Here is a 26,138-nt window from a genome sequence, read left to right as displayed (position 1 = left end):
TCTTATTAACCTTTGAGCTGGGCCAGGGCGCGGTAATCCGCTCCCAGCGTGGCCTGTAGAATCTCTTTTGGATAATCGTCGGTCACCACGGCTTCGCCCATGTGGCGCAGCAGTACCAGTCGAAGTCGACCGTCGATCACTTTCTTGTCTATCGCCATATGTTCAAGGAAATCCGCCTCGGTCATCTCCGCAGGCGGAACAACCGGCAAACCGGCGCGCTGGAACAGGCGGATACCGCGATCACGCTCTTGGGCGCTGATCCAGCCCAGGCGCTGCGACATGTCCAATGCCATCACGGTGCCAGCCGCTACGGCTTCCCCATGCAACCACACACCATAGCCCATGTGCGTTTCGATCGCATGGCCGAAGGTGTGGCCCAGGTTCAGCGTGGCCCGCACGCCAGACTCGCGCTCGTCGGCGTTGACCACCAGCGCCTTGGCCGCGCAGGAGCGGGAAATCGCTTCGGTGAGCGCCACCTGGTCGAGGCCGCGCAAGGCGTCCATGTGCTCTTCCAGCCAGGTCAGGAACGGCTCATCGCAGATCAGCCCGTACTTGATGACTTCCGCCAGGCCCGCCGACAACTCGCGCGGCGGCAAGGTGTTGAGGGTAGCGGTGTCGATCAGAACAGCTTGGGGCTGATAGAACGCGCCGACCATGTTCTTGCCCAGCGGGTGGTTGATACCGGTCTTGCCGCCCACCGACGAGTCGACCTGGGACAGCAAGGTGGTCGGCACCTGGATAAAGTCCACGCCGCGCTGGTAGCAGGCCGCAGCAAAACCGGCCATATCGCCAATCACACCGCCGCCCAGGGCGACCACGGTGGTTCGACGGTCATGGCGCGCGGTCAGCAGGCCATCAAAGATCAGTTGCAGGGTTTCCCAGTTTTTGTGGGCTTCGCCGTCAGGCAACACCACGGAGATCACCGAGTACGCCGCCAGGCTGCGGCTCAAACGCTCAAGATACAGCGGCGCGACCGTTTCGTTGGAGATGATCGCCACCTGCCGGCCGGCAATATGCGGCGCAAGCAGTTCGGGCTGGTCCAACAGACCTGCGCCAATGTGGATCGGGTAGCTGCGCTCGCCTAGATCGACCTTAAGTGTCTGCATGTGTCCCCGCGTTGAAGATGGAGTGACGACCGGCACTGTCGATATCTCGACACCGCCTGGTGGCTCTACGCCATACCTTACAAGGTGATGGCGCGCCGCCGAGAATAGCGCATTTCGGGCCAGGCTTTAACGGGGTGGCAACCGTTGCAGGCGCTCAAGGATGTCGAGTACGACCATCCGAGGTGGCCGCTCATCGGTTTCTACCACCAGATCGGCGATTTCCCGATACAGCGGATCGCGCAGCGCCAGCAGGTCCCGCAGGGTTTTGGCCGGGTCGGCGGTGCGCAGCAACGGGCGATTGCGATCACGGGCGGTACGGCCCACCTGCTGTTCGACCGATGCGTGCAAATACACCACGCGACCACCAGCATGCAGCGCCCGACGGTTTTCATCGCGCATGACGGCGCCACCGCCAGTCGCCAATACCACGCCATCGCAGCCGCACAGCTCGGCAATCATCGCCTGCTCGCGGTCACGAAAGCCCAGCTCGCCTTCTTTATCGAAGATCCATGGGATATTGGCACCCGTGCGCAATTCAATTTCCTTGTCGGAATCTTTGAACGGCAGGCGCAGCTCTTTGGCCAGCAAACGGCCGATGGTGCTTTTTCCAGCCCCCATCGGCCCTACAAGAATCAAATTTCGCACAGAATCAACGACTCACAGCAATCGCCTGGTTATTCATGATACGCGGAGTCAGGAATACCAGCAGCTCGGATTTTTTCTCCGCCAGCACATCGCGCCGGAAAAGGCGGCCAAGATACGGCACATCGCCCAAAAATGGCACTTTATCTACCACTTTGCTTTGGGTATTGGAGAAAACCCCGCCAATGACGATGGTCTCGCCATCCCTGACCAGAACCTTGGCGTTGACCTCGTTTTTCTTGATCGGCGGCACGTCATTGAGGCGGTTCAGGTAGTCGGGCTCATCCTTGGTGACCTTGACCGCCATGATCACATGGTCGTCGGGGGTGATTTGCGGCGTCACCTCCAGCGACAGCGAAGCCTCTTTGAACGACACCGAGGTGGCGCCCTGGGAGGTGGATTCCTGGTAAGGAATCTCGGTGCCTTTGAGGATGCGTGCAGTCTCTTTGTCGGAGGTGACGACCTTGGGTTGCGAGACGATTTCACCGTTGCCGGTTTTTTCCATGGCGGTCAGCTCAAGGTCCAGCAACAGGTTGTCGGTGATGTAGGCGATCCCCAGGCCCGAGGTTCCGGCCAGCGACCCCAAGTCGACAAAGGGTGAACTGGGCGGGTTTTGCGGCGGCTCGGCGCCGTCTGCCTGCGGCTTGGCAATACCACCAACACCGCCGCCGCCACGGGTGATCCGCCCGCCCCAGCGCACACCCAGGCTTTTGTCGTAGTCGACATTGGCCTCCACAATCCGCGCCTCGATCATCACCTGGCGTACCGGGATATCCAACTGCGCCACGATGCGCCGCAGTTCTTCGAGCCGCTCGCCAGTCTGGTAGGCAATGATGTTGTTGGTGCGATCATCCACCGCCACCGAACCGCGCTCATCGGTGGCGCCCTCAAAGCCGGTGACCGACTGAAACAACTTGGCCAGGTCGGCGGCCTTGGCGTAATTGACCTGCAGCAGCTCCCGCCGCAAGGGCGCGAGCTCAGCCATCTGCTTGCGCGACTCCAGTATCAACAGCTCGCGAGCGGCCAACTCATCGGCGGGCGCCACCAGCAACACGCCCGCCTTGACCCGCTTGTCCAGCCCCTTGGTTTGCAGCACCAGGTCCAGCGCCTGGTCCCAGGGCACATCCTTGAGCCGCAGAGTGATCGAGCCCTGCACCTCATCGCTGGTCACCAGGTTGAGCCCGGCGACATCGGCGATTTGCTGCAATACCGCGCGCAGGTCGATGTCCTGGAAGTTCAGAGTCAGTTTGGCGCCTGTATAGCTGACCGACGAGGCACTGTCGGGCGGCGGCAGTTGGATCAGCTCCAGGCGATTGGGCACAGCAGTAGCCATCGGTGCCGTGAACGCTATCCATAGCGCCACACCGAAGGACGAGAAGGTCCTTTTCATTGTTTGATTCCGTTATGAGTTGACGTTCAGCACAAGGGTTCGCGGGCGTTGCAACCAAGCGCCCTGTCCATCGGGAAACAGCTCCACCAGCTCGACAGCCGCATCTTGGATGGCCGTGACCTGGCCATGATCCGGCCCCAGGTAATCACCCACCGCCAGTCGATACACCCTGGCTCCAGCGCGCAGCAAGGCGAAAGCCTGCATACCCCTGGACAGCGTGCCGACCATTTCGAACTGTTCCAGGCGCATACCCTCCAACAGCCCCCGTGGCCGGGTGAAATCCGGTGCAAGAGCGGGCCGGCCAGGCACATGGGCTGCCTGCAAGGCAGGCGGCTTGAACGGGTCGCGCAGGGACGAGGGCTCGTAGATAAATAGCGACCCGGGGTCGAGTACCTGACGGGCCTTGCCGTTTTGCAGGGGGCTGCGATAGGTCTTGGCGAGCATGTCCAGACGCAGCAAGGCGCCCTGATGCCCAAGCGTAACGTCCTGCACGGTGACCACCCGAGGCAACCCACCCAAGGCACTGACAAACGTCGCCAGGTCGTGGTAAGCCCCGGAGGCGCTTATCTGCATGGGTTGTTCGATATAAAGCTGGCGAGGCATTTCATCCAGCACACTGATGCCTTCGACCCACACCCCATGGGCAGCCGCCAGCCGGGCGAGGTCTTCCAGCACGGCAGGCACCTCGGACTCGCCGGGCAATTGCCCGAGAAGGCTGGCAACCTTGTCTTCCATACTCCGCACCTGCTGGGTGCGCAGCTCAAGGCTGGCGGCCAAGCCGGTCTTTTCTGTGAGTTGCTGCTGCAGCGCCTGCTCCCGTGCCTCAAGCCCGTGCAATCGCTCCCGCTGCGGCCCCCCATGCGAAACCTCGCCTATCGCCAGCACCAGGCCGGCCAGCGCACAGCCAAGCAGCACCTTGCCCGGCAGGGACCATTTAGCAGCGTTGTCAGAGAGCGTGGAAAAGTCGAGCCTAGGCAGGCTCATGGTTGCGCCTCGCTGGATTCCCCCTGGCGCACCATCAGCTGGAATTCACTTTCGCCGCGCGCTCCTTCGGCCTGCACGCGCTGCAGACGGGTCGAACTGGAGCCCTGGGCTGGCTTGAGCTGCTGCATCAAACGGGCGATATCCTGGTTGCTTTCAGCTGTGCCGCGGATGCTGATGGTGTCGCCGTTCGCAACCACCTCATGCAGATGGACACCTTCAGGCACCGAGCGAGCCAATTGCTCGAACAATCGGGCCCCGGAAGAGCGGGCATCGTGCAGGTCCTGCACCACCTTCATGCGTTCGGCCAGTTGCTGGCTTCGCTCCTGAAGGTCGTCGATGGTTTTGATGCGCGAGTCCTGGGTGGCGATGTGCTCTTCCAGGCGGCTGTTGCGGCTTACCTGCCGGTCTATCGCCTGGTCGATCACTTGATCAGCCAACCACAGTGCCGCGAGCGCCACGCAGGCAAAGGCCAGCAATAGCACCAACAGGTATTTGCGCCTGCGCTGCGCCAGGGCCTGGCGCCAAGGCAAAAGATTGATTCGTGTCATCCAGCGAAACTCCTCAGGGCCAGCCCGCAAGCCACTCCCATCCCTTGGGCATCCAAGGCCCATTGTGCACCATCGACTCTATGACCCGGCGTGAAGCTGGCAAAATCCTGAAGGCTAGCGCGCTGCAATGCAAACCCTTCTACATCGACCACTCGCGGCACCAGCCCCGCCATGGCCAAAACCGCCTCGCGCGCTTCGACCTGCTCGCGCAGGCACGCCGCCAGCATCACCTCTACCCACTGCGGGCCTTGAACCGATGGCCCTTGAACCTGAAAGTCGATGGCCACTTCATCCAATGGATAAGGGATGAACTGGTCAGCCTCCATCTGGATCTTCCAGGCCATTTCCTCGTCGCTGAGGCCGGCGTCCATGTCAATCAGCCGGGTAATCACCGACGGGCCTGCAACCGCCACGGCGGCGTAGCGGGCAGAGGACCCCAGGCGCGACAGTGCCTGTTGCAGCACGAGGCCCACACACTCCAGGTCCAGCAGGGTGCCGTCGACCACCGCGTGGGGTGGCAGCACTTGCGTGACATAGCCCTGGACGCTGAAACCGCCGGATGAACGGCCCAGTTCGATCAGCTTGATACCGCTGTCATTGATATCGACCCCCAACACCGTGTCGACTTTTCGCCTGAAAAATCCCTTTCCCATAAAACTCCCCAAAACTTTCCCTGTCATACCGGCTGTCATCTCGCCTGATTGCTGCCAGGCACCTTGCATTCGGTCGGCTTGTTCAAGGCTCGCGAATGACGCCCCAAGCCGAAAAATGCTTTAATGCCCAGCGTTTTTTCCCGCTTTTTATCTGCTGCCCGGGTCGATCCATCGTTTGCCATGTATGCCCCGACGCGTAACTCTTTCTTTTCTCTGGAAATCCAAAAGCCTTGATTCGTCTGCTGAAGTTTTTCGGGTACTCCATTGTCGCCATCGTCTGCGGGCTGCTGCTCGTATTCAGCGGGGCCTACCTCTACCTTAGTCCGGGTTTGCCCTCCGTAGAGGCCCTCAGAAGTATCCAGTTGCAGATTCCTTTGCGGGTCTACAGCAGCGATGAAAAACTGATCGCGGAGTTCGGCGAAATGCGCCGCACACCGATCCGTTTTGCCGACATTCCGCCCAATTTCATCAGCGCTTTGCTGTCTGCCGAAGACGATAATTTCGCCAACCACTACGGCGTAGACCCCAGCAGCCTGGTGCGTGCAGCCACGCAATTGGTAAAAAGCGGACACATTCAATCCGGCGGCAGCACCATCACCATGCAGGTGGCGAAGAACTTCTTCCTTACCAGCGAGCGCAGCTTTTCCCGCAAGGCCACTGAAATCCTGCTGGCGCTGCAGATCGAACGCCAGCTGACTAAGGATGAAATCCTCGAGCTGTACGTCAACAAGATCTACCTGGGCAACCGCGCCTACGGCATCGAGGCCGCGTCCCAGGTTTACTACGGCAAGTCGATTCGTGACGCCAGCCTGGCGCAGATGGCCATGATTGCCGGCCTGCCCAAGGCACCGTCGCGCTTCAACCCGCTGGCCAACCCGGCGCGCAGTAAAGAACGCCGCGACTGGATCCTGGGCCGCATGTACAAGCTGGGCAAGATCGACCAGGCCGCTTATGAAAGCGCCGTGGCCGAGCCGCTGAACGCCAGCTATCACGTGCCGACGCCGGAAGTGAATGCACCCTATATCGCCGAAATGGCCCGCGCCGAGATGGTGGGTCGTTATGGCAGCGAGGCCTACACCGAAGGTTTCCGCGTGACCACGACGGTGCCGAGCGACTTGCAGGAAATCGCCAACCATTCGGTACATGAAGGCCTGATCACTTATGACCAGCGTCACGGATACCGCGGCCCCGAGTCGCGCCTGCCAGGCAAGACCCTGAGTGCCTGGACCACCGAATTGGGCAAACAGCGTTCGATCAGCGGCCTGGACCCGGCCATCGTCACCCAGGTATCCAAAGACGGTATCCAAGTGCTGACCCGCTCTGGGGAAGCCCATGTAGCCTGGGACAGCATGAAGTGGGCGCGTCCGTTCCTGAACACCAACAGCATGGGCCCGATGCCCAAGCAGCCCTCCGACGTGGCCCAGGTGGGTGATTTGATCCGCGTGCAACGCCAGAAGGATGACAGCCTCAAATTCAGCCAGGTGCCGCTCGCCCAGGGCGCCCTGGTGTCCCTGGACCCGCAGAACGGTGCGATCCGCGCACTGGTCGGCGGCTTTGCCTTCGAGCAGAGCAACTACAACCGCGCCACCCAGGCCAAGCGTCAGCCGGGCTCCAGCTTCAAGCCGTTCGTCTACAGTGCCGCGCTGGACAACGGCTACACCGCCGCCAGCCTGGTCAACGACGCGCCCATCGTGTTTGTCGATGAATACCTGGACAAGGTCTGGCGCCCGAAGAACGACACCAACACGTTCCTCGGCCCGATCCGCATCCGCGAGGCGCTGTACAAGTCGCGCAACCTGGTGTCGATCCGCCTGTTGCAGGCGATGGGCGTGGGCAAGACCATCGACTACATGACGCGCTTTGGCTTTGCCAAGTCGGACCTGCCACCGAACCTGTCCCTGGCCCTGGGGACCGCGACCCTCACGCCGATGGAAATCGCCACCGGCTGGAGCACCTTTGCCAACGGCGGCTACAAGATCGCGCCGTACCTGATCGACAAGATCGAAAGCCGAAATGGCGATACCCTGTTCACCGCCAACCCGCCACGGGTACCCGGCGACGTGGTCAATGGCGTGGCCGCTACCGACGGGCTGGCGGCACCGAGCAACGGCGGTATCACCATCGAGCCGACGCCAGGTACGCCAGCGGCCGCAAACGCCGGCGCACCCGCCGAACCGCAAGCGCCAGCAGTTGCCGAGCGCATCGTGGATGGCCGTACCACCTATATCCTCAACAGCATCCTGCAAGACGTGATCAAGAAGGGCACCGGCCGCCGCGCACTGGCCCTGGGCCGTGCGGATATCGCCGGCAAGACCGGTACCACCAACGAATCCAAGGACGCCTGGTTCTCCGGTTACAACGGCGACTACGTGACCACCGTGTGGACCGGCTATGACCAACCGGAAAGCCTGGGCCGCCGCGAATTCGGTGGCACCGTCGCCCTGCCGATCTGGATGAGCTACATGGGCGCAGCCTTGAAGGACAAGCCGCTGCACACCCAGCCGGAACCGGAAGGCATCCTTAGCCTGCGCATCGATCCCATCAGTGGCCGCGCGGCTTCGCCAAGCACGCCGAATGCGTACTTCGAGCTGTTCAAGAGTGAAGACACGCCGCCGTCGGTCAACGAACTGGGCAACGGTGTAGTGCCGGGCAGCCCGCTGCCGGCGGATGAAGGCGCGCCGATCGATTTGTTCTAACGGGTTCTGCAGCCTGGCATAGACCTAATGTGGGAGCGGGCTTGCTCGCGAATGCGGTGTATCAGCTACTGGATTTATTGAATGACACTCCGCATTCGCGAGCAAGCCCGCTCCCACACTTGGATCCGCACAAGACTCGCGTGAATCGCAAGCCACAAAAAAGCCCCGACTCATTCGAGCCGGGGCTTTTTGTTGGTGCGCTACAACAGCTTAGCCGTTGAACACATCATCCACGCTTTGCAGCGGGTAGTTCTTCGGATACGGCAGGGTGGCCACACCGGTCTCGATAGCGGCCTTGGCCACGGCATCGGAGATCAGGGTGATCAGGCGCTTGTCCATTGGTTTTGGAATGATGTACTCACGACCGAATTCCAGCTTGGCGCCACCGTAGGCGTCGCACACGTCCTGAGGTACCGGCAGCTTGGCCAGTTCACGCAGGGCGTTGGCAGCGGCCACTTTCATCTCTTCGTTGATGCGCTTGGCGCGAACGTCCAGGGCACCACGGAAGATGAACGGGAAGCCCAATACGTTGTTGACCTGGTTCGGGTAGTCCGAACGGCCGGTGGCCATGATCACGTCGCTGCGGGTGGCGTGGGCCAGCTCAGGCGCGATTTCCGGGTCCGGGTTGGAGCAGGCGAACACGATAGGGTTCGGCGCCATGGACTTGAGGCCTTCAGCGCTCAGCAGGTTCGGGCCGGACAGGCCAACGAACACGTCGGCACCGTCGAGGGCGTCAGCCAGGGTGCGCTTGGAGGACGGGTGGGCAAACATCGCCTTGTACTGGTTCAGGTCGGTACGCTCGGACTGGATCACGCCCTTGCTGTCGACCATGTAGATGTTTTCCAGCTTGGCGCCCATGCTGATGATCAGCTTCATGCAGGAAATGGCCGCGGCACCGGCGCCCAGGCAGACGATTTTCGCCTCGCTCAGGGTTTTGCCAGCAATTTCCAGGGCGTTGATCATGCCGGCTGCGGTAACGATCGCGGTGCCGTGCTGGTCATCGTGGAATACCGGAATGTCGCACTGCTCGATCAGGGCCTTTTCGATCTCGAAGCACTCAGGTGCCTTGATGTCTTCCAGGTTGATGCCACCGAACGTGATGGAAATGCGCTTGACGGTGTCGATGAACGCCTGCGGGCTTTCGGAGTCGACTTCGATGTCGAACACGTCGATGCCGGCAAAGCGCTTGAACAGCACGCCCTTACCTTCCATGACTGGCTTGGAAGCCAATGGGCCGAGGTTACCCAGGCCCAGAATCGCGGTGCCATCGGAAATCACTGCAACCAGGTTGCCTTTGCCGGTGTACTTGTACGCCAGCTCTTTGTCACGGGCGATTTCACGTACGGGTTCGGCAACACCAGGGCTGTAGGCCAGCGACAGGTCGCGGGCAGTGGCAGTGGCTTTGGTGAGCTCTACACTCAGCTTTCCTGGACGAGGATTGGCATGGTATTCGAGAGCGGCAGTTTTCAAATCAGACATATCGGCATTCCGCTTTTACTGTTGGTCGACGGACCGCCGAGGATACGCGTGTCGTAAAGTCCCTACAAGACTGGGCAGTCACAGGTGTCAAGGGCCCTGGGCTACGACTTTTGGCCAAGAGCCACGGGATACAAGGGCTCAACTGTTCACAATCGAAATAAAAAATGTCTACAATTTTTTATTCAAAGCGTCGATTTCAGCATGCCAGGGTCGGTTATTGGCAACAACCAGCGTGCTTGGCCTTTTTTCAGGCTGCCACGGCGGGCGCGATCCTGCACCCAGCCACGCGCCTCCAGGGTGCGGCCTTGCAAACCATTGAGCATGGCCGTATCGAATTGGCTGATCAATTCGGGCGCAATGCGTAATACCAGTGAACCCTGCAGTTCAATCCAGATTCCGCCGCGATTGCGCTCAACTTTGCTGACCCGACCAGCCACCAGGGCAAACCCGGAGCGCTTGAGATTGGCCACGCTTTGCACCGGCGATTGGCGCCACAAACCGAGCCGTGCCTGGCGGGCGCTGTTTTCGGCTGCCTGCTGGCAGGCAACCAGGTCCACATTCGGCGCCACGCCCACTTGGTACCCCAGGCCCTCGGCCAGCAGCTGTGCCTCCAGGTTCTCGCCATTGGCGCCGTAGAGGTGAGCCAGGGTGCGCCCGTAATGATCTTTGGCTTCACGCCCCGGCACCAGGCCGAGACGCCCATCACTGGCCTTGACCAACGCCTGCAGGCGCTGGCGCGCGGCGACGGCAAATGGCTCGTCAGGGCGACCCTTCTTGCCGGTTTCCGGCGCGTTGAGGCCGATCATGCGTACGCTGCGACCATCCTTGAGCCGCACCGTGTCGCCATCCACCACACGCTGCACCTCGACCCGGGCGATGGCCGCCGGGGCGGGGCAGAATGCTTGGGCCTGAGCGGTCGCCAGCCAAATCCCAGGCACAAAAAAGGCGCCCACAAGGGACGCCTTTTTCAACAGCGGGTAAAAGCCCATAAGGCTCTTGAACCTTACTCTGCTGGAGTAGCAGGCTTCTTGCCGAAAGCACCAAAGCGATCTGCGAAGCGCTGTACGCGGCCGCCGGTGTCCAGAGTTTTCTGCTTACCGGTGTAGAACGGGTGGCACTCGTTGCATACGTCAGTACCCAGTGGCTTGCACAGGTTCGAACGAGTTTCGAACTTGTTGCCGCAGCTGCAGGTAACTACGATGGTTTCGTACGCTGGATGGATATCGGCTTTCATGGCACTTCCTCAGGCTAGCGTGCCGCCACTCGACACTATTGTCGAATACCGCACGTAATTAGGCCGCGGATTCTACCAGACCTTTTTAATCGCGCAAGCGACGGCAATGGCCAAAAAACACCTTTCATCAGAAAACCCTGGCACTGCGCCATCTATGTGGGAGCCGGGCTTGCTGCAATGCCAGTCAGTCAAGGGCTTTTTGTAGGAGCGAGCTTGCTCGCGAAAAACTCACAGACGCCGCGTTGATTCAGGAAGCACGCGTTATCGTTGACGTTTTTCGCGAGCAAGCCCGCTCCTACGGTAGGCGATTGGGGCAAGCCAGCTCCCACAACATCCGGTTCCAGTACTGAAGACGGGACACCCCCGGTCTGCTAGGCTCGCGCCCCTGCGCCACCGCTTGCCTTAATAGATGAGACTCCTCGCGTGCCCGACGCCATTTTGCGCCTAGCCCTGCCCTCGCCCCTGCGCCGCCTGTTCGATTACCGGGCCCCGCCCGGCGTGTCGCGTGCGCAGTTGCAACCGGGCATGCGTGTGCGCGTGCCATTCGGGCGCAGGGAACTGATCGGTATTCTGGTGGAAGTCGCCGACCACAGCGAAGTGCCTGCCGAAAAGCTCAAGCCGGCGATTGCCTTGCTCGACGCCACGCCGCCGCTGCCGCCCGCACTGTTCAAGCTGTGCCTGTGGACCGCGCAGTATTACCAACACAGCCTGGGCGATACCTTGAGCTGGGCGCTGCCTGTGCTGCTGCGCCAGGGCGAACTGGCCGAAGCGCGCCAGGAGCGTTTCTGGTCGATGGTGCCCGGCGCACGCCTCGATGACCCGCGCATCGCCCGCGCCCCGCGCCAGCGTGAGGCCCTGGCCACCTTGGCGCAGCATCCCCACGGCGTGGCCCACCAGCTATTAAGCAAGCTGATGCTGAGCAAAGACAGCCTCGACCTGCTGCTGGCCAAGGGCCTGGTGCAGGTGGAAATTCGCAAGCACGCCCCGGACCCGCGCCACGAACACTGGCTGGCCCAACCGGAGTTGCCGCTGAACCCCGAGCAACGCGCCGCGTATGAGGCGATTCGCGCCGGTTTCGACAGTTTCCACGCGTTCCTGTTGGCCGGTGTCACCGGCAGTGGCAAGACCGAAGTCTATTTGCAACTGATCCGCGAGACCCTGCAGGCCGGCAAGCAGGCACTGGTGCTGATCCCGGAGATCAACCTGGGCCCGCAGACCGTGGCGCGTTTCGAGCAACGCTTCAATGCCCGTATCGCCCTGGTGCACTCGGCAGTCAATGACCGTGAACGCCTGGAGTCTTGGCTGGCGGCGCGGGACGGCGAGGCCGACATTATTATCGGCACGCGTTCAGCACTGTTCACGCCGATGAAAAACCCCGGGCTGATCATCGTCGACGAGGAGCACGATGGCTCCTATAAACAGCAGGAAGGTTTGCGCTACCACGCCCGCGACCTGGCGCTGGTGCGCGCGCGCCAGGAAGACATCCCGATTGTGCTGGGCTCGGCCACGCCTTCCCTGGAAAGCCTGCATAACGCCTACACCGGCCGTTACGGGCTGCTGCGCTTGAACGAGCGCGCTGGCGGCGCCAAACAACCGCGTTTCCTGCGCCTGGACGTGAAAAGCCGCCCGCTGGACAGCGGCATTTCCGGCCCGATGCAACAGGCCATTGGCCAGACCCTCGCCGCCGGCCAGCAGGTATTGGTGTTTCTCAACCGCCGCGGCTTTGCCCCAACGCTGCTGTGCCATGACTGCGGCTGGATGTCTGGGTGCGAGCGCTGCGATGCGCGCATGACCGTGCACCAGCGCCACGGCGAGTTGCGCTGCCATCACTGCGGCCATGTGGAACGGGTACCGCGCCATTGCCCACAGTGCGGCAAGGTGGACCTGCGGCCCGTGGGCGCCGGCACCGAGCGCGCCGAAGAACGCCTGGGCATTCTGTTCCCGGACTACCCGGTGCTGCGGGTCGACCGCGACAGCACGTCGCGCAAGGACGCCATGAATCAACTGTTCACCACCATCCACAAGGGCCAACCGTGCATTCTGGTGGGCACGCAGATGCTTGCCAAAGGGCATCACTTCCCACGGGTGACCCTGGTGTCGATCCTGGATGCCGACGGTGGGCTGTTTTCCGGCGATTTTCGCGCCAGCGAGCGCATGGCGCAGTTGATCGTGCAGGTAGCAGGGCGCGCCGGGCGGGCCGAAGAGCCAGGCCGGGTGATTATCCAGACGCACCTGGCCGACCACCCGCTGCTGATTCAACTGACGGAACAAGGCTACTTTGCCTTCGCCGAGCAAGCCTTGAGCGAACGCCGCGCCGCCGGCCTGCCGCCCTTTGCACACCTGGCGCTGCTGCGTGCCGAAGCCCACAAACCCGGGCAGGCCGAAGGCTTTCTTGATGAGGCCTGCAGCGCGGCCGAACGTTTATTGGGCGAGCTGGCCCTCAGTGGCATCGAATTACTCGGCCCGGTGCCAGCGCCCATGGAGCGACGCGCCGGACGTTATCGGGCTCAGCTACTCTTGCAGGCAACCTCCCGCGCACCGCTGCATCGGCTATTAAGTCGCTGGATGCTTGAGCTGGAGCAACTGCCCAGCGGTCGGCAGGTGCGATGGTCGTTGGATGTAGACCCGGTAGATTTGTATTGAGGGTAATTACGTCATCGCAGGCAAGCCAGCTCCCACATTATGAAATGTGAATACCCTTAAATGTGGGAGCGGGCTTGCCCGCGAAGAGGCCCGCAGGTCCGCCATATAGTCTGAACGGTTGGCAAGCCCGCCCTCGCCACGGATAATGCCCAGTTTTTCCACCTGCGCATCGCGCGCCGCCGCTTGCGGTCGAAAGAGAACACCATGAAAGACACCATTCGCCAGCTGATCCAACAAGCCCTCACCCAACTCGTCAACGAAGGTGTGTTGCCTGAAGGCCTGTCGCCGGCGATCCAGGTGGAGAACACCCGCGACAAGACCCACGGCGACTTCGCCAGCAACATCGCGATGATGCTGTCCAAGCCGGCCGGCATGAAGCCGCGCGACCTGGCCGAAAAAATCATCGCAGCCCTGCCGGCTGACGCCAGTGTCACCAAGGCCGAAATCGCAGGCCCAGGCTTTATCAACTTCTTCCAGAACACCCAGGCCCTGGCGTCGCGCCTGGATGCCGCCCTGGCCGATGCCCGCATCGGTGCACGCAAGGCCGGCGACAGCCAGCGCGTGGTCATTGACCTGTCGGCGCCGAACCTGGCCAAGGAAATGCACGTGGGCCACCTGCGCTCCACCATCATTGGCGACGGCGTGGCACGGGTGTTGGAGTTTCTCGGCGACACCGTGATCCGCCAGAACCACGTGGGCGACTGGGGTACCCAGTTCGGCATGCTGATGGCCTACCTGCAAGAAAACCCGATCACCAGCAACGAACTGGCCGACCTGGAAAACTTCTACCGTGCCGCCAAAAAGCGGTTCGACGAGTCTGAAGAGTTCGCGGACCGCGCCCGTGGCCTGGTGGTCAAGCTACAGGCCGGCGACCAAGAGTGCCTGGCGCTGTGGAACCGCTTCCGTGAGATTTCCCTGTCTCACTGCCAGGAAATCTACGAGCTGCTCAACGTGAAACTGACCATGGCCGACGTGATGGGCGAAAGCGCCTATAACGACGACCTGATCAACGTGGTCAACGACCTCAAGGCCAAGGGCCTGCTGGTCGAGAGCAACGGCGCCCAGTGCGTGTTCCTCGAAGAATTCAAGACCGCCGACGGCGAGCCGCTGCCGGTGATCATCGTCAAGGCCGATGGCGGCTACCTCTACGCCACCACTGACCTGGCCGCCGTGCGTTACCGCAGTGGCGTGCTCAAGGCTGACCGTGCGCTGTACTTCGTCGACCAGCGCCAGGCCCTGCACTTCCAGCAGGTGTTCGAAGTGGCGCGGCGCGCCGGTTTCGTCACCCACCCGATGCACATGGAGCACATGGGCTTTGGCACCATGAACGGCGCCGATGGCCGCCCGTTCAAGACCCGTGACGGCGGCACCGTGAAGCTGATCGACCTGCTGACCGAAGCCCAGGAACGTGCCTACAACCTGGTGAAGGAAAAGAACCCGGAGCTGGCCGAGGCCGACCTGCGCAACATCGCCCGCGTCGTGGGCATTGGCGCGGTGAAATACGCCGACCTGTCCAAGCACCGCACCAGCGACTACAGCTTCAACTTCGACCTGATGCTCAACTTCGAAGGCAACACCGCACCGTACCTGCTGTACGCCTACACTCGCGTGGCCGGTGTATTCCGCAAACTGGGCAAAGACTTCAGCGAAGTCCAAGGCCAGATTGCGCTGGACGCCGCCCATGAACAGGAACTGGCGGCCAAGCTCGCGCAATTTGGCGAAGTGCTCAACAGCGTTGGCGAAAAAGGCACGCCGCACATCCTGTGCACCTATTTGTACGAAGTGGCCGGCCTGTTCTCCAGCTTCTACGAGAACTGCCCGATCCTGACCGCCGACGACGAAGCCCAGAAACAAAGTCGCCTGCGCCTTGCCGCATTGGCTGGACGCACCCTCAAGCAAGGCCTGGAACTCTTGGGCCTGGAAACTCTGGAGCGTATGTAAGTTGGCTGCCAAGAAAAAACCTGCACCCAAGCGCGGCGCCAGCCGCTACCAGGCCCCGGCGAAGCAACCGATTCCGGGTTGGCTGTGGATGGCCATCGGCCTTACGGTCGGCGCATTTATCGTGTTTCTGATGAAGCTGGAGCCCGGCCAGGGCGATGACGTCAAGCGCGTCAAACAGGAGCAGCAAAAGGCCACGAAAATCGCCGAAGCCAACAAGACCGCGCCGAGCCCGACTGCACCGGTAAAGCCCAAGTACGACTTCTACACGCTGCTGCCGGAGTCGGAAGTGATCGTGCCGCCTGACGCCGTGCCGGAAAAAACCCTGCCGACGCCACAGGTGCCGACCACGCCGGTAACCCCAGCAGAAGCGGCGAAAATCGACACCGCCCGCGCCCAGGCCGCGCTGGCCGGCATCACGCCGCCGCCAGCACCGCCCGTGGCAGCCACCAAGGCTGCGCCGGTGACCAAGTTCTTCCTGCAAGCGGGTTCGTTCCCGAAACAGGCGGATGCGGACCGTGTACGCGCACAGATCATTCTGTTGGGCCAGTCGGTATCGGTGGAGTCTGGCACGGTGAAGGACGCGACCTGGTATCGCGTCTTGGTGGGGCCGTTCAGCAACCGTGAACAGCTGACCGTGGCGCAAAAGCAATTGGCCGGCGCAGGGTTTAGCAACCTGTTGTTACAACAACGCCAGAGCCGCTGATCCAGCAGCCAACCCGGTTTTAATGTGGGAGCTGGCTTGCCTGCGATAGCGGTGTGACAGTCAATGTTTCAGTGACTGACGCACCGATATCGCAGGCAAGCCAGCTCCCACTTTGGTTTGCAGCGTGCTCAAGTAAGTGTCGAACCCATAAACACCACTCGTCCGCCCTGCCTTCCTACGGTTGAAATCCCCCTCGCCACCCCCATATGAGTTTCCATCAGGGCATTTTCGCCCCGCTGCGTGGAGACTCTCCCCTTGACCACCATCGTTTCAGTACGTCGCCACGGCAAAGTTGTCATGGGCGGCGACGGCCAGGTTTCCCTGGGCAACACCGTGATGAAAGGCAACGCCAAGAAAGTGCGCCGCCTGTACCACGGCCAGGTGCTTGCCGGCTTCGCAGGCGCAACCGCCGACGCCTTTACCCTGTTCGAGCGTTTCGAAGGCCAGCTTGAGAAACACCAGGGCCACCTGGTGCGCGCCGCTGTGGAACTTGCCAAAGAATGGCGCACCGACCGCTCCCTCAGCCGCCTGGAGGCCATGCTCGCGGTTGCGAACAAAGACGCTTCCCTGATCATCACCGGCAACGGCGACGTGGTTGAACCCGAGCATGGCCTGATCGCCATGGGTTCAGGCGGCGGCTACGCCCAGGCTGCGGCCAGCGCGCTGCTGAAGAAAACCGACCTGTCGGCCCGTGAAATCGTCGAGACCGCCTTGGGTATCGCCGGCGATATCTGCGTGTTCACCAACCACAACCAGACCATTGAGGAGCAGGACCTCGCCGAATAAGCCCTGGGCTTATTCAGGCTTGAGGCCGCCAAACACTATGTCCATGACTCCCCGCGAAATCGTCCATGAACTCAACCGCCATATCATCGGCCAGGACGATGCCAAGCGCGCCGTTGCCATTGCGCTGCGTAACCGCTGGCGCCGGATGCAACTGCCGGAAGAACTGCGCGTTGAAGTAACGCCCAAGAACATCCTGATGATCGGCCCTACCGGCGTCGGTAAAACCGAGATCGCCCGGCGCCTGGCCAAACTGGCCAATGCACCGTTCATCAAGGTCGAAGCGACCAAGTTCACCGAAGTCGGCTATGTGGGCCGCGATGTCGAGTCGATCATTCGAGACCTGGCTGACGCCGCCCTGAAGATGCTGCGCGAACAGGAAGTGACCAAGGTCAGCCACCGCGCCGAAGACGCCGCTGAAGAGCGCATCCTCGACGCCCTGTTGCCACCGGCACGCATGGGTTTCAACGAAGATGCCGCACCTTCGTCGGATTCCAACACCCGTCAGCTGTTCCGCAAGCGCCTGCGTGAAGGCCAGTTGGATGACAAGGAAATCGAGATCGAAGTGGCCGAAGTGTCCGGCGTGGATATCTCTGCCCCGCCTGGCATGGAAGAAATGACCAGCCAGTTGCAAAACCTGTTCGCCAACATGGGCAAGGGCAAGAAGAAAAGCCGCAAGCTCAAGGTCAAGGACGCGCTCAAGCTGGTGCGCGACGAAGAAGCCGGGCGCCTGGTCAATGAGGAAGAACTCAAGGCCAAGGCCCTGGAAGCGGTCGAGCAACATGGCATCGTGTTTATCGACGAGATCGACAAAGTGGCCAAGCGCGGCAACTCCGGCGGCGTGGATGTGTCCCGCGAAGGCGTGCAGCGCGATTTGCTGCCGCTGATCGAGGGCTGCACGGTCAACACCAAGCTGGGCATGGTCAAGACTGACCACATCCTGTTTATCGCCTCCGGTGCCTTCCACCTGAGCAAGCCCAGCGACCTGGTGCCCGAGCTGCAAGGCCGCCTGCCAATTCGGGTGGAACTCAAGGCGCTGACGCCGGGCGACTTCGAGCGCATCCTCAGCGAGCCGCATGCCTCGCTCACCGAGCAGTACCGCGAGTTGCTGAAAACCGAAGGGCTGGGTATCGAATTCCAGGCAGACGGTATCAAGCGCCTGGCGGAGATCGCCTGGCAGGTCAACGAGAAGACCGAGAACATCGGTGCCCGTCGCCTGCATACCTTGCTTGAGCGTCTTCTGGAGGAAGTGTCCTTCAGTGCCGGCGACATGGCCGGTGCGCAGAATGGCGAAGCGATCAAGATCGATGCTGATTACGTCAACAGCCACTTGGGCGAATTGGCGCAGAACGAAGACTTGTCTCGTTATATCCTGTAAGCCTCACTCAATGTGAGAGTGGCTTGTTTGGGAGCTGGCTTGCCTGCGATAGCATCACCTCAGTGTTCCTGAAACACCGAGGTGCCTGCATCGCGGGCAAGCCCGGCTCCCACATTGGTCCCTCTCACATTTTGAGCCGGTTCCTACAGGGTTATCTCCAATGTCGAAATTTCCTACCGCAGTAAACCTGCACAAAACCTCCAACACCCTCGGCCTGACCTACGGGCCGGATGAAACCTATCAGTTGCCCGCTGAATTTCTGCGGGTGCACTCGCCTTCCGCCGAGGTCCAGGGCCACGGCAAACCCATCCTGCAATTCGGCAAGCTCAACGTCCGGTTGATCAAGCTGGAACCGGCCGGCCAGTACGCACTGAAATTGACCTTCGACGACGGTCATGACAGCGGACTGTTCACCTGGGATTACCTCTATCAGTTGGCCGTACGTCAGGACGCTTTGTGGGCCGACTACCTGGCCGAGCTCAAAGCCGCTGGAAAAACCCGCGATCCGAGTGAGTCGGTCGTGCGGCTGATGCTCTAGCCCAAGGGTCTTGCTGTTTAGAGCGCATTTTCTAATTTCATCTGCTTGAATGCCCTGTCGCGTGGCCAACGATTGGCCCGCTTGCGAAAAAAAATAAACTCGGGTAACCAATGGAGCTGGCAAGTTCCCTGCATTTGACGATGCGGTATCAACGGTCACCCGAGTCGCAGTACCAGGCTGGTGTCGTGTATCGAAATTGGGTGCGCAGCAATCGCCGGTACTCGTCTTTCGGACAATGGAGCGTCGTAGATGAGTAACAAGAATAACGATGACTTGAAACGCCAGGCCTCGGAAAACACCCTGGGGTTGAACCCGATCATCGCGTTACGCAAAAAGGATTTATTGGCCTCGGCCAAGATGGTGCTGACCCAAGCCATCAAGCAACCGTTGCACAGCGTCAAGCACGTCGCCCACTTTGGCGTCGAATTGAAGAACGTCATGTTCGGCAAATCCGCACTGGTGCCCGAGGGCGACGACCGTCGCTTCAACGACCCGGCCTGGAGCCAGAACCCGCTCTACAAACGTTATTTGCAGACTTACCTGGCGTGGCGCAAGGAACTTCACGACTGGATCGACGACAGCAACCTGTCGGCACAAGACATCAGCCGTGGCCATTTCGTGATCAACCTGATGACCGAAGCCATGGCCCCCACCAACAGCGCGGCCAACCCGGCGGCGGTCAAACGCTTCTTTGAAACCGGCGGCAAAAGCCTGCTCGACGGCCTGTCCCACCTGGCCAAGGACATGGTGCATAACGGCGGCATGCCCAGCCAGGTCAACATGGGCGCCTTCGAAGTCGGCAAAACCCTGGGCACCAGCGAAGGCGCGGTGGTGTTTCGCAACGATGTACTGGAGCTGATCCAGTACAAGCCCATTACCGAACAGGTACACGAACGCCCGCTGCTGGTGGTGCCGCCGCAGATCAACAAGTTCTACGTCTTCGACCTGTGCCCGGATAAAAGCCTGGCGCGCTTCTGCCTGCGCAATGGCCAGCAGACCTTTATCGTCAGTTGGCGCAACCCCACCAAGGCCCAGCGCGAATGGGGGCTGTCCACCTATATCGAGGCGCTGAAGGAAGCGGTCGAGGTGGTCACGGCGATTACCGGCAGCAAAGACGTGAATATGCTCGGCGCCTGCTCCGGCGGCATCACCTGCACCGCGCTGTTGGGCCACTACGCGGCGCTGGGGCAGAAGAAGGTCAACGCCCTGACCCTGCTGGTGAGCGTGCTGGATACCACCCTGGACACCCAGGTGGCGCTGTTTGTGGATGAACAGACCCTGGAAGCGGCCAAGCGCCACTCTTACCAGGCCGGCGTGCTGGAAGGCCGTGACATGGCCAAGGTCTTTGCCTGGATGCGCCCCAACGACCTGATCTGGAACTATTGGGTCAACAACTACCTGCTGGGCAACGAGCCGCCGGTATTCGACATCCTGTTCTGGAACAACGACACCACCCGCTTGCCGGCGGCGTTCCATGGCGACCTGATCGAACTGTTCAAGAACAACCCACTGGTACGCCCCAACGCTCTGGAAGTGTGCGGCACGCCCATCGACCTCAAGCAGGTCACCGCCGATATCTATTCCCTGGCCGGCACCAACGACCACATCACGCCGTGGCAGTCCTGCTACAAGTCAGCGCAATTGTTCGGCGGCAAAGTCGAGTTTGTGCTGTCCAGCAGCGGGCATATCCAGAGCATCCTCAACCCGCCGGGCAACCCCAAGGCGCGCTACCAGACCAGCGAAGGCCTGGCCGGCAGTGCGCTGGAGTGGCAGGAGAATGCGACCAAGCACACTGACTCGTGGTGGCTGCATTGGCAGGTGTGGCAGGCAGAGCGGGCGGGGAAACTGAAAAAAGCCCCGACGACATTAGGCAATAAAACCTATGCCGCCGCCGAAGCGGCGCCGGGTACCTATGTACATGAACGCTAGGCACTTTTTGTAATTGAAATGAGATCAGATGTGGGAGCTGGCTTGCTCGCGAATGCGGTGTATCAGTATCAGATGTGCCAACCGAAATACCGCATTCGCGAGCAAGCCAGCTCCCACATTTTTGATCGCATTCCGGCTGTAACACTTCACAGGGCTTGAGCATGCCGCAACCGTTCATCTTCCGTACCATCGACCTGGATGGCCAGACCATCCGCACGGCGGTGCGTCCGGGCAAGCCGCACTTGACGCCCCTGCTGATCTTCAACGGCATCGGCGCCAACCTTGAGCTGGTGTTTCCGTTCGTCCAGGCCCTGGACCCGGACCTGGAAGTGATCGCCTTCGACGTGCCCGGCGTGGGCGGTTCCTCGACGCCGAACCGGCCCTACCGTTTCCCCGGCCTGGCCAAGCTCACCGCGCGCATGCTCGACTACCTGGATTACGGCCAAGTGAACGCCGTGGGCGTGTCCTGGGGCGGCGCGCTGGCCCAGCAATTTGCCTATGACTATCCCGAGCGCTGCAAGAAATTGATCCTGGCGGCCACGGCGGCCGGGGCCTTCATGGTGCCGGGCAAACCGAAGGTTTTGTGGCTGATGGCAAGCCCCAGGCGTTACATCCAGCCGTCCCACGTGGTGCGCATTGCACCGATGATTTATGGCGGCTCGTTCCGCCGTGATTCCAAACTGGCCGCCGAACACGCCAGCAAAGTGCGCTCGGCCGGCAAGCTGGGTTACTACTGGCAGTTGTTTGCCGGGTTGGGCTGGACCAGCATTCATTGGCTGCACAAGATCCGCCAGCCCACCCTGGTGCTGGCCGGCGACGATGACCCGCTGATCCCGCTGGTCAACATGCGCCTGCTCGCCTGGCGCATCCCCAATGCACAGTTGCACATCATCGATGACGGCCACCTGTTCCTGATCACCCGGGCCGAAGCCGTGGCGCCGATCATCATGAAGTTTCTCGAAGAGGAGCGCCTGCGCGCCGTGATACATCCGCGACCGGCGGTGTGAAGGAACACACCACCGCGCAACTTGCCAGGAACCGACTATGGTTCTGGTTTGGCGTGCCTGCTTGATGTCTTGACGAAGGAGTGTTGGCTCATGCGAGAAAGACCCGTGACGAACCCGGCGCCCACCCCCGCTACGTTCATCAACGCACAAAATGCGATCACCGGCCTGCGTGGCCGGGACTTGCTGTCGACCCTGCGTACCGTGGCCGCGCATGGCCTGCGCAACCCGATGCACACCGCCCGCCACGCCCTGGCCCTGGGCGGCCAACTGGGCCGCGTGCTGCTGGGTGTGACCGTGCACGAACCCAACCCCAGGGACCATCGCTTCAGCGACCCCACCTGGAAGCTCAACCCGCTGTACCGCCGCAGCTTGCAAGCCTATCTGAGCTGGCAAAAACAGACACGGCAGTGGATCGATGACAGCGCCCTCAGTGACGATGATCGCGCCCGCGCGCAGTTCGCCTTCGCCCTGCTCAACGATGCCGTGTCCCCTTCCAACACCCTGCTCAACCCGCTGGCGATCAAGGAGTTGCTCAACTCCGGCGGCAACAGCGTAGTGCGTGGCGTGAGTAATTTGTTCGAAGACCTGCTGCACAACAACGGTTTGCCGCGCCAGGTCAGCAAGCACGCCTTTGAAGTGGGCAAGACCGTGGCGACCACGCCCGGTTCGGTGGTGTTTCGCAATGAGCTGCTGGAGCTGATCCAATACAAGCCCATGAGCGAAAAACAGTACGCCAAGCCACTGCTGGTGGTGCCGCCGCAAATCAACAAGTACTACATTTTCGACCTGAGCCCGGCCAACAGCTTTGTGCAATACGCGCTCAAAAACGGCCTGCAGACCTTTATGGTCAGCTGGCGTAACCCGGACGTGCGGCATCGCGAATGGGGCCTGTCCACCTACGTGGCGGCGCTGGAAGAAGCGCTCAACGTGTGCCGGGCCATCACCGGCGCCCGCGAGGTCAACCTGATGGGCGCCTGCGCCGGGGGCCTGACCATCGCCGCGCTGCAAGGCCACCTGCAAGCCAAGCGCCAGTTGCGGCGCATCTCCAGCGCCAGTTACCTGGTAAGCCTGCTGGACAGCCAGATCGACAGCCCCGCAACCCTATTCGCCGATGAGCAAACCCTGGAGGCCGCCAAGCGCCGCTCCTACCAGCAAGGCGTGCTGGATGGTCGCGACATGGCCAAGGTGTTTGCCTGGATGCGCCCCAACGACCTGATCTGGAATTACTGGATCAACAATTACCTGCTGGGCAAGGAACCGCCGGCATTCGACATCCTGTACTGGAACAACGACAACACGCGCCTGCCTGCGGCCTTGCACGGCGATCTGCTGGATTTTTTCAAGCACAACCCCCTGAGCCACCCTGGCGGCCTGGAGGTATGCGGCACGCCCATCGACTTGCGCAAGGTCGCGGTGGACAGCTTCAGCGTGGCCGGCATCAACGACCACATCACCCCGTGGGATGCGGTGTACCGCTCCACGCAACTGCTGGGTGGCGAGCGGCGCTTTGTGCTGTCCAACAGCGGGCATATCCAGAGCATCCTCAACCCACCGGGCAACCCCAAGGCCAACTACGTCGAGAACCCCAAGCTGAGCAGCGACCCACGGGCCTGGTATTACGACGCCCAGCACGTCGAAGGCAGTTGGTGGCCGCAGTGGCTGGAGTGGGTGCAAAAACGCTCCGGTGTACAACGCGAAACCCTCACCGCCCTGGGCAACCAGAATTACCCACCGATGGAAGCGGCGCCGGGCACTTACGTGCGAGTGCGCTGAGCTCAGCGATCAACTTTAAGAAGACTGGATGAAGACCCGCGACCGTATCCTTGAATGTGCCCTGCAGTTGTTCAACCAAAAGGGCGAACCGAACGTGTCGACCATGGAGGTGGCCAATGAAATGGGGATCAGCCCCGGCAACCTCTACTACCACTTCCATGGCAAAGAGCCCCTGGTGCTCGGGCTGTTCGAGCGTTTTCAATCTGAGCTGGCGCCACTGCTGGACCCTCCCGTCGATGCGCAACTGGAGGCCGAGGATTACTGGCTGTTCCTGCACCTGATTGTCGAGCGCATGGCCCACTACCGGTTTCTGTTCCAGGACCTGTCGAACCTGGCCGGGCGCTTGCCCAAGCTGGCCAAGGGGATCCGTCACCTGCTCACGGCGCTCAAGCGCACCTTGGCGTCATTGCTTGCTCGGCTGAAGGCGGCAGGGCAACTGGTCAGCGATACCCAGGCGTTGGGGCAACTGGTGGAGCAGATCACCCTGACTTTGCTGTTTTCGCTGGATTACCAGCGGATCCTGGACCGTGAAGGTGAGGTGCGGGTAGTGGTGTACCAGATCATGATGCTGGTGGCGCCGCATCTGCTGCCGACGGCGCGGCAGGCGACCGAGCGGTTCGCACTCAAATATCTGGATGACCTGGATTGAAGTGTGGGAGCGGGCTTGCTCGCGAAGGCGGAGTATCAGCTTGCACATGCATCAACTGACACACCGCCTTCGCGAGCAAGCCCGCTCCCACATTGGAAATGCGGCGTTTCTTGGATCTTCATAAAAAACGCCCGATCTTCGCAGACCGGGCGTTTTTTTGTGTCCCGTAGAAATCAGGACTGACTGGATGGCGTCGGGGTGGCCGGCGCTGTAGTCGGGGTAGCTGCCGCGTGCGTCGGTGCGGACACCGAATTGGCGGTAGAAGCGGCCGGTGCTGGCGCCGTGGCTGGCTTGGCCGTTGCGGCGGGCTTGGCGGCTGCCGGTTTTTTCGCTACCGCAGGCTTTTTGGCCGCGGCAGGTTTGGCCGCTGGTTTCGCAGCGGCGGGCTTGGCAGCAGGTTTGGCCGCAGCGGTTTTAGCCGCAGGTTTGGCAGCCGGTTTCGCCGCTGGTTTGGCGGCGGTTTTAGCGGCCACTGGCTTAGCGGCAGGCTTGGCTGCAGGTTTGGCGGCAGCGGTTTTAGCCGCTGGCTTGGCCGCAGGTTTTGCAGCAGCTTTGGCTGGCGCTTTTGCGGCAGGTTTTGCAGCCGGTTTGGCGGCGGCTTTAACCAGAGGCTTGGCGGCAGTTTTGGCGGCGGGTTTTGCAGCTGCGGTTTTAGCTGCTGGTTTGGCCGCCGGTTTTGCTGCAGGCTTGGCGGCGGCAGTCTTGGCGGGAGCCGCTTTGGCGCCGGTGAGTTTTTCGATTTGCTTGGTCAAGGTATCGACCTTGCTGTGCAGCGCCTTCAACTCCGCCTTGCTCGGTACGCCCAGTCGCGAAATAGCACTGTTGAGGCGTTTGTCGAAAGTCTCTTCCAACTTGCCCCAGGTATCCGAAATGCTCGACTTGGCGGAACCCGCGCTCGCCTTGGCAGCGTCGACTTTTTTACCAACCGTGCTCTTGGTCAACTTCTCGGCTTTCTCGCCGTCTTTAACCAGGGTCTCGAAGAGTTTGCTGCCGTCACTGTCGATCTTCGAGTACACGCCTAAACCAGCGAGCCAGATTTTGCGGGAATATTCTTCAACTTTCCCGACCCACGAGCTGCCTTCTTTCTGAGTAGTCTTTTTAACAGCCATCCCGATGTCTCCTTAGTGTTTACGCGCGACACGTTCGAGCAATGCCGTCAGCTCTTCGAGCTTAGCAGAGAGTGTCTCCACGTCATGTTTAGACGCAATGCCGATCCGATTCAAGGCACTGGCGACACGAGTATCAAAAGCTTTTTCAACTTTATCCAGTTGAACTTCAACCAGGCCTTTGACGCCGGAGACGTTACTCTTTACTTGGTCAATCTGACTGTTGGCGGCATCAAGTTGTTCAACTACAACTTTTTTACCTTTACTTTCAACACGTTGACCACTTCTAACGAGTTCCTTGAAGTACTCGCTGCCCTCGCTGCCGACCTTGGCGTAGGCACCAAGACCCGCCAGCCAGATCTTGCGGGCATAGCTTTTAACCTCACTCAGAGGGGTAGTCTGAACGTCGATTTTTTTCTTCAAAATAACTTTGGCCATGGTGCACCTCACACAGAATTGGGTGGCGGACAGCCCGCAGGAGTTGAGGGCTTGGGCACAAAGTAGGGTTTAAAATTAGAATCGGCACCCTAAGCACAGGCGTATCAGGCCAGGGCCTTATCCAGGGCTTTTTCGATTTCGGACTTGATCGTGCCACTCATGGCCGACATCAACAGGCCAAGTTCCACATCAATGCGCAGCGAATCATCGGCCACCAATACCGTGCCTTTAACCCCGGAGCGCTTGAGCTTCAGGGTGTCGCCAGCCCATGAGGACTCCACCCCATATTTATCCTCGAGTTTGCGCGCCAATTGCTCAGCCTTGGCCCGCGCCTGTTCTTTTCCCAGGGTGTGTTCACGCTCAACGGTAATACGGGCCATTGCAATGACTCCTCTTTATAACGACTCAGAACACCCGCCATGCGGCAAAAGGTCTCGATGAGCGCCTATCTTACCTGCAGCCTTGCCAAGACAAAGTAGGCCTTGGGGATTATCATGTCCCGCATTCTCTTTTGGTGA

22 protein-coding genes and 1 pseudogene are annotated in these 26,138 nt (G+C 61.0%); 11 read left to right on the top strand and 12 right to left on the bottom strand.

From position 1 onward, the window contains the following. Window positions 1-5 precede the first annotated feature (5 nt). From aroB to pilM, 6 genes and pseudogenes are all read right to left on the bottom strand, one after another. Window positions 6-1,106: a 3-dehydroquinate synthase gene (gene aroB / locus A7K61_RS00800; protein WP_069556714.1), complete on the bottom strand. Its 1,101-nt coding sequence runs from the start codon at window positions 1,104-1,106 to the stop codon at window positions 6-8. Window positions 1,107-1,232: 126 nt separating this feature from the next. Next, window positions 1,233-1,751 (bottom strand): shikimate kinase AroK, encoded by a 519-nt coding sequence (aroK, locus tag A7K61_RS00795; RefSeq protein ID WP_003187914.1) that lies wholly within the window; start codon window positions 1,749-1,751, stop codon window positions 1,233-1,235. A 4-nt stretch (window positions 1,752-1,755) separates the two neighbouring features. Continuing rightward, window positions 1,756-3,012: pseudogene (locus tag A7K61_RS00790) on the bottom strand (type IV pilus secretin PilQ); the annotation flags it as partial. Between the two features lie 138 nt (window positions 3,013-3,150). Then, window positions 3,151-4,122, bottom strand: a complete 972-nt coding sequence (locus A7K61_RS00785) for a pilus assembly protein PilP (RefSeq protein WP_069556712.1) — start codon at window positions 4,120-4,122, stop codon at window positions 3,151-3,153. Continuing rightward, window positions 4,119-4,670, bottom strand: coding sequence for a PilN domain-containing protein (locus A7K61_RS00780; RefSeq protein ID WP_044270725.1), 552 nt, complete (start codon window positions 4,668-4,670; stop codon window positions 4,119-4,121). The genes A7K61_RS00785 and A7K61_RS00780 overlap by 4 nt, the downstream gene beginning before the upstream one ends. Next, window positions 4,667-5,323 (bottom strand): type IV pilus assembly protein PilM, encoded by a 657-nt coding sequence (pilM, locus tag A7K61_RS00775; RefSeq protein ID WP_044270723.1) that lies wholly within the window; start codon window positions 5,321-5,323, stop codon window positions 4,667-4,669. Before pilM ends, A7K61_RS00780 begins: the two co-directional genes overlap by 4 nt. Before the next feature lie 233 nt (window positions 5,324-5,556). Between pilM and A7K61_RS00770 the strand changes: the two genes are divergently transcribed. Beyond that, the gene (locus tag A7K61_RS00770; RefSeq protein WP_371914711.1) at window positions 5,557-8,019 is read left to right on the top strand and encodes a penicillin-binding protein 1A; all 2,463 of its coding nucleotides are present in this window, start codon (window positions 5,557-5,559) and stop codon (window positions 8,017-8,019) included. 210 nt (window positions 8,020-8,229) lie between these two features. On the opposite strand, the gene A7K61_RS00765 is transcribed toward A7K61_RS00770, so the two are convergent. The 3 genes from A7K61_RS00765 to rpmE form a co-directional block, all read right to left on the bottom strand. Next, window positions 8,230-9,498, bottom strand: coding sequence for a malic enzyme-like NAD(P)-binding protein (locus A7K61_RS00765; RefSeq protein WP_047712395.1), 1,269 nt, complete (start codon window positions 9,496-9,498; stop codon window positions 8,230-8,232). A gap of 182 nt (window positions 9,499-9,680) precedes the next feature. Continuing rightward, complete coding sequence (locus tag A7K61_RS00760; protein ID WP_069556711.1) at window positions 9,681-10,487, bottom strand: thermonuclease family protein; 807 nt, start codon at window positions 10,485-10,487, stop codon at window positions 9,681-9,683. 14 nt (window positions 10,488-10,501) lie between these two features. Beyond that, window positions 10,502-10,732, bottom strand: a complete 231-nt coding sequence (gene rpmE, locus A7K61_RS00755; RefSeq protein ID WP_003187904.1) for a 50S ribosomal protein L31 — start codon at window positions 10,730-10,732, stop codon at window positions 10,502-10,504. A 423-nt stretch (window positions 10,733-11,155) separates the two neighbouring features. Here rpmE and A7K61_RS00750 point away from each other — a divergent pair, with 423 nt between their 5' ends. From A7K61_RS00750 to A7K61_RS00705, 10 genes are all read left to right on the top strand, one after another. Continuing rightward, window positions 11,156-13,375 (top strand): primosomal protein N', encoded by a 2,220-nt coding sequence (locus A7K61_RS00750; protein WP_044270715.1) that lies wholly within the window; start codon window positions 11,156-11,158, stop codon window positions 13,373-13,375. Window positions 13,376-13,579: 204 nt separating this feature from the next. Next, entirely contained in the window at window positions 13,580-15,316 is a 1,737-nt protein-coding gene (gene argS / locus A7K61_RS00745; protein ID WP_044270713.1) for an arginine--tRNA ligase, read from the top strand. Window position 15,317: 1 nt separating this feature from the next. Then, entirely contained in the window at window positions 15,318-16,019 is a 702-nt protein-coding gene (locus A7K61_RS00740; protein ID WP_003187899.1) for an SPOR domain-containing protein, read from the top strand. A gap of 255 nt (window positions 16,020-16,274) precedes the next feature. Further along, window positions 16,275-16,805: an ATP-dependent protease subunit HslV gene (hslV, locus tag A7K61_RS00735; RefSeq protein WP_003171209.1), complete on the top strand. Its 531-nt coding sequence runs from the start codon at window positions 16,275-16,277 to the stop codon at window positions 16,803-16,805. A gap of 37 nt (window positions 16,806-16,842) precedes the next feature. Beyond that, entirely contained in the window at window positions 16,843-18,180 is a 1,338-nt protein-coding gene (gene hslU / locus A7K61_RS00730) for an ATP-dependent protease ATPase subunit HslU (protein ID WP_044270712.1), read from the top strand. 160 nt (window positions 18,181-18,340) lie between these two features. Next, entirely contained in the window at window positions 18,341-18,718 is a 378-nt protein-coding gene (locus tag A7K61_RS00725) for a gamma-butyrobetaine hydroxylase-like domain-containing protein (RefSeq protein WP_034125568.1), read from the top strand. Window positions 18,719-18,967: 249 nt separating this feature from the next. Further along, window positions 18,968-20,647: a class II poly(R)-hydroxyalkanoic acid synthase gene (gene phaC, locus A7K61_RS00720; RefSeq protein ID WP_047712392.1), complete on the top strand. Its 1,680-nt coding sequence runs from the start codon at window positions 18,968-18,970 to the stop codon at window positions 20,645-20,647. Window positions 20,648-20,808: 161 nt separating this feature from the next. Further along, window positions 20,809-21,654 (top strand): poly(3-hydroxyalkanoate) depolymerase, encoded by an 846-nt coding sequence (gene phaZ / locus A7K61_RS00715; RefSeq protein WP_003187895.1) that lies wholly within the window; start codon window positions 20,809-20,811, stop codon window positions 21,652-21,654. A 90-nt stretch (window positions 21,655-21,744) separates the two neighbouring features. After that, entirely contained in the window at window positions 21,745-23,427 is a 1,683-nt protein-coding gene (gene phaC, locus A7K61_RS00710; protein WP_069556710.1) for a class II poly(R)-hydroxyalkanoic acid synthase, read from the top strand. A gap of 28 nt (window positions 23,428-23,455) precedes the next feature. Further along, the gene (locus tag A7K61_RS00705; RefSeq protein WP_044270704.1) at window positions 23,456-24,076 is read left to right on the top strand and encodes a TetR/AcrR family transcriptional regulator; all 621 of its coding nucleotides are present in this window, start codon (window positions 23,456-23,458) and stop codon (window positions 24,074-24,076) included. 173 nt (window positions 24,077-24,249) lie between these two features. Here A7K61_RS00705 and A7K61_RS00700 read toward each other — a convergent pair whose 3' ends face one another. From A7K61_RS00700 to A7K61_RS00690, 3 genes are all read right to left on the bottom strand, one after another. Beyond that, window positions 24,250-25,185: a phasin family protein gene (locus tag A7K61_RS00700; protein ID WP_069556709.1), complete on the bottom strand. Its 936-nt coding sequence runs from the start codon at window positions 25,183-25,185 to the stop codon at window positions 24,250-24,252. 12 nt (window positions 25,186-25,197) lie between these two features. Next, the gene (locus A7K61_RS00695) at window positions 25,198-25,620 is read right to left on the bottom strand and encodes a phasin family protein (RefSeq protein WP_069556708.1); all 423 of its coding nucleotides are present in this window, start codon (window positions 25,618-25,620) and stop codon (window positions 25,198-25,200) included. A 104-nt stretch (window positions 25,621-25,724) separates the two neighbouring features. After that, window positions 25,725-26,000, bottom strand: a complete 276-nt coding sequence (locus A7K61_RS00690) for a polyhydroxyalkanoic acid system family protein (RefSeq protein ID WP_034125562.1) — start codon at window positions 25,998-26,000, stop codon at window positions 25,725-25,727. Window positions 26,001-26,138 lie beyond the last annotated feature (138 nt).

It is taken from the genome of Pseudomonas sp. AP42, assembly GCF_001728935.1.
In the GTDB taxonomy this organism is placed as follows: Bacteria; Pseudomonadota; Gammaproteobacteria; order Pseudomonadales; family Pseudomonadaceae; genus Aquipseudomonas; species Aquipseudomonas lactis.
The sequence above is the reverse complement of the archived record's forward strand: the minus strand, read 5'-3'. Positions and strand labels throughout refer to the sequence as shown.

Bases quoted from the DNA above. Each gene is read 5' to 3' on its own strand.
- A7K61_RS00780 (WP_044270725.1), bottom strand. From the start codon at position 4,670: ATGACACGAATCAATCTTTTGCCTTGGCGCCAGGCCCTGGCGCAGCGC.
- rpmE (WP_003187904.1), bottom strand. From the start codon at position 10,732: ATGAAAGCCGATATCCATCCAGCGTACGAAACCATCGTAGTTACCTGC.
- phaC (WP_047712392.1), top strand. From the start codon at position 18,968: ATGAGTAACAAGAATAACGATGACTTGAAACGCCAGGCCTCGGAAAAC.
- A7K61_RS00760 (WP_069556711.1), bottom strand. From the start codon at position 10,487: ATGGGCTTTTACCCGCTGTTGAAAAAGGCGTCCCTTGTGGGCGCCTTT.
- phaC (WP_069556710.1), top strand. From the start codon at position 21,745: ATGCGAGAAAGACCCGTGACGAACCCGGCGCCCACCCCCGCTACGTTC.
- A7K61_RS00700 (WP_069556709.1), bottom strand. From the start codon at position 25,185: ATGGCTGTTAAAAAGACTACTCAGAAAGAAGGCAGCTCGTGGGTCGGG.
- aroB (WP_069556714.1), bottom strand. From the start codon at position 1,106: ATGCAGACACTTAAGGTCGATCTAGGCGAGCGCAGCTACCCGATCCAC.
- argS (WP_044270713.1), top strand. From the start codon at position 13,580: ATGAAAGACACCATTCGCCAGCTGATCCAACAAGCCCTCACCCAACTC.
- pilM (WP_044270723.1), bottom strand. From the start codon at position 5,323: ATGGGAAAGGGATTTTTCAGGCGAAAAGTCGACACGGTGTTGGGGGTC.
- A7K61_RS00725 (WP_034125568.1), top strand. From the start codon at position 18,341: ATGTCGAAATTTCCTACCGCAGTAAACCTGCACAAAACCTCCAACACC.
- A7K61_RS00690 (WP_034125562.1), bottom strand. From the start codon at position 26,000: ATGGCCCGTATTACCGTTGAGCGTGAACACACCCTGGGAAAAGAACAG.
- A7K61_RS00695 (WP_069556708.1), bottom strand. From the start codon at position 25,620: ATGGCCAAAGTTATTTTGAAGAAAAAAATCGACGTTCAGACTACCCCT.
- hslU (WP_044270712.1), top strand. From the start codon at position 16,843: ATGTCCATGACTCCCCGCGAAATCGTCCATGAACTCAACCGCCATATC.
- A7K61_RS00785 (WP_069556712.1), bottom strand. From the start codon at position 4,122: ATGAGCCTGCCTAGGCTCGACTTTTCCACGCTCTCTGACAACGCTGCT.
- phaZ (WP_003187895.1), top strand. From the start codon at position 20,809: ATGCCGCAACCGTTCATCTTCCGTACCATCGACCTGGATGGCCAGACC.
- A7K61_RS00765 (WP_047712395.1), bottom strand. From the start codon at position 9,498: ATGTCTGATTTGAAAACTGCCGCTCTCGAATACCATGCCAATCCTCGT.
- A7K61_RS00705 (WP_044270704.1), top strand. From the start codon at position 23,456: ATGAAGACCCGCGACCGTATCCTTGAATGTGCCCTGCAGTTGTTCAAC.